3 protein-coding genes are annotated in these 3,104 nt (G+C 62.3%); 2 read left to right on the top strand and 1 reads right to left on the bottom strand.

The genetic code is table 11. The features are described from left to right. Positions 1-1,240: LLM class flavin-dependent oxidoreductase (locus tag M0954_RS15435; RefSeq protein ID WP_297354128.1), on the bottom strand; the 1,240-nt coding region annotated here is incomplete at its 3' end. Between the two features lie 205 nt (positions 1,241-1,445). Between M0954_RS15435 and M0954_RS15430 the strand changes: the two genes are divergently transcribed. Then, positions 1,446-2,294: a methyltransferase gene (locus tag M0954_RS15430; RefSeq protein ID WP_297354127.1), complete on the top strand. Its 849-nt coding sequence runs from the start codon at positions 1,446-1,448 to the stop codon at positions 2,292-2,294. Positions 2,295-2,586: 292 nt separating this feature from the next. Beyond that, the coding region (locus M0954_RS15425) for an ABC transporter substrate-binding protein (RefSeq protein ID WP_297354130.1) at positions 2,587-3,104 on the top strand (518 nt) is incomplete at its 3' end.

The raw sequence follows: 3,104 nt of genomic DNA, 5'->3' as shown, positions 1-3,104 counted from the left end.
CTGGAATCACCTTGTCGACGAAATCGTCGAGGCCGCCTGGCAGGTACGGGAACATCACGTTGAAGCCATCCGAGCCTTCGCCGACGAGCCACGCCTCCATCTGATCGGCGATCATCGCGGGAGTGCCGACCATTTCCAGTCCTGAATAACCGCCAATGCGCTGCGCCAGTTGACGGATGGTGAGCTTGTCGCGCTCGGCCCATTCGACGACGCGCTGGCGGCTCGTGCGGCTCGCATTGCTCTCGGGGATTTCCGGCAGTGGACCGTCTGGGTCGAAGCGCGACACATCGTGTCCGAGCGCGATGGAAAGCGACGCGATACCGCTTTCGTAATGCACGAAAGTGTCCAGACGTGCGCGCTTTTCCAGCGCTTCATCGAGCGTGTCGCCTACTACCACGAAGGCGGCGGGCAGGATCTTCATATGATCGCGCGAACGCCCGAGTTTCTCCATGCGGCCTTTGACGTCTGCGTAAAAGCGTTGACCGTCGGCAAGCGTCGTCTGCGCGGTGAAAACCGCCTCGGCGGTTTCGGCGGCGATCTGCCGACCCGCTTCGGATGAGCCAGCCTGAACGATCACGGGCCAGCCTTGCACCGGACGCGCGATGTTCAGCGGTCCGCGCACCGAATAGTATTCACCCTTGTGATTGAGCACATGCAGCTTGTCGGGATCGAAGAAGATACCGGACTCGACGTCGCGAATCAACGCGTCGTCGGCCCAGCTATCCCATAGCCCGGTGACGACGTCAAAAAACTCGCGCGCGCGGCGATATCGTTCGTCATGCTCGACATGTTCTTCGAGGCCGAAGTTAAGCGCGGCGTCGGGGTTCGAGGTCGTGACGAGATTCCAGCCCGCGCGACCGCCGCTAATATGATCGAGCGAGGCAAAGCGGCGCGCAACGTGATATGGCGCCTCGAACGTCGTGGACCCCGTGGCGATCAGGCCGATGTGCTCCGTCACGGCAGCGAGCGCCGGCAGCAACGTCATCGGCTCGAACGAGGTGACCGTGTGACTGCGTTTGAGCGCCTCCACCGGCATATTGAGCACGGCCAGATGATCGGCCATGAAAAACGCGTCGAAGCGTCCACGCTCAAGGGTCTGCGCGAAGCGCTTGATATGCGAGAAATTGAAGTTAGCGTCGGGATAGGCACCCGGATAGCGCCATGCACCGGTATGAATCGTCACGGGGCGCATGAAGGCGCCGAGGCGCAACTGGCGTGGCGGGCGTGATTGGGTAGACATGCAGGGTTCTCCGATTGAATCGATGCCCCTGTCACCCTGACGGCGACCCGGGACCGGATGCGTTAAGCGCTGGCTGGCGAATTACCATACGCCGAATCCGCGGAACCTGCTGAAACCGCGCCCGCGTGCAAAGCGCGCCACAAACGCTTATCTTTACGCCTGTTGCCGTTTGCACCGCGGCCCACTCGAACCCATCACAGGCACCATGACTCACCATTCCCACCCGATGCTTCGCACGCTGCGCTACACACTCGCTGGACTCACCGCCGCGCTGCTTCTCGCGGCCTGTGCGTCCACCCCATCCAGCGACAACTCGCTCGCCTCCGCCGTCGCTGGCCCGCAGCGCAGCGACGCCGCGAAGGCGCGTGACGTCTATCGCCATCCGCAAGGCACGCTGCAGTTCTTCGAGATCGCGCCAACGCAAACGGTGCTCGAAATCGCGCCGGGGGGCGGCTGGTACACGGACATTCTCGCGCCTTACCTGCACGATAACGGCACGCTCTACGAGGCGGAATACGAAAGCCCGTCGACGGCCGCGGCGGCCGAAGAGAAGGCAGGCGACGCCGCGTTTGCCCGCAAGCTCGCGGCGACACCGGCCCTCTACGGCAAGGTGGTCGTCGGTACCTTGCAGGCCGGACAGTTCAATGGCTTCGAGGCGAACGGCAACGTCGACCGCGTCCTCACGTTCCGCAATATCCATAACTGGATCAAGGACGGTCAGATCGACGCCAACCTGCGCGCGTTCTACCGCGCGCTCAAACCGGGCGGCATACTCGGCGTTGAAGAGCATCGCGCGGCGCCGGGAACGTCGCTGCAGCAGATGATCGACAGCGGCTATGTGACTGAGGCTTATGTGGTCGAACATGCGCAGGCCGCGGGCTTCCAGCTTGCCGGCAGCAGTGAGATCAACAGCAATCCGCGCGACACCAAAGACTATCCGCACGGCGTGTGGTCGCTGCCGCCGACCTACGAGGGCGGCAGTGTCGATAAGGCGCGCTTTGCCGCAATTGGCGAATCGGACCGCATGACGTTGAGGTTCGTCAAGCCGAATTGATGACGGGTGGTGCGGAAGGCCGGGCGGCGTGTGCTGGCAAAGACACATGTGCCCGGCGTATAACTGGTGGCCGCCGTCAACGTAACGCCATTTACGACGTTTTGACGCCCATAAACGCCGCCCCCACTCCGCCACGCATGCGATATCGCTGCCGCTGGTTTCCTTGTGATCTTTAGTTAGTTCGTGAACGAGGCGTCTTTCATTACATTGATCGGTCTATTCACACCGATCTCTGGAAACTGGGAGACCCTACATGAAGCGGTTCTTCAATCGTGCGCTGGGCCGGCTGGCCATGCTGCTGGCTGTGCTGACATCAGGCCTCGCGACGATGGCGACGGCCTATGCCGCGACACCGCCGGAGATCCGCGTCGACTACGCGTACTACTCGCCGGAAAGTCTCGTCATCAAGCGCTATGGCTGGCTCGAAGACGAATTCAAACCGGACCACGCGCAGATCAAATGGGTGTTGAGTCTCGGCAGCAATCGCGCGCTTGAGTACCTGAATAGCGGCGCAATCGATATCGGCTCGACCGCGGGCCTCGCCGCCGTGCTTGGCAAGGCGAATGGCAATCCGATCAGGGCCGTGTATATCTTCTCGCGTCCCGAATGGACCGCGCTGGTGGTGCGCAAGGACTCCCCGATCAAGACGCTCGCCGATCTGAAGGGTAAGAAAATCGCCGCCACCAAAGGCACCGATCCGTTTCTGTTCACGCTGCGCGCGCTCCATACGGTGGGCCTGACGCGTGACGACGTCGAGCTCGTCAATCTGCAGCATCCCGACGGCCGCACCGCGCTCGCGAACGGCCAGGT

It is taken from the genome of Paraburkholderia sp. (assembly GCF_026225065.1).
Lineage (GTDB): Bacteria > Pseudomonadota > Gammaproteobacteria > Burkholderiales > Burkholderiaceae > Paraburkholderia.
The sequence above is the reverse complement of the archived record's forward strand: the minus strand, read 5'-3'. Positions and strand labels throughout refer to the sequence as shown.

Bases quoted from the DNA above. Each gene is read 5' to 3' on its own strand.
- M0954_RS15430 (WP_297354127.1), top strand. From the start codon at position 1,446: ATGACTCACCATTCCCACCCGATGCTTCGCACGCTGCGCTACACACTC.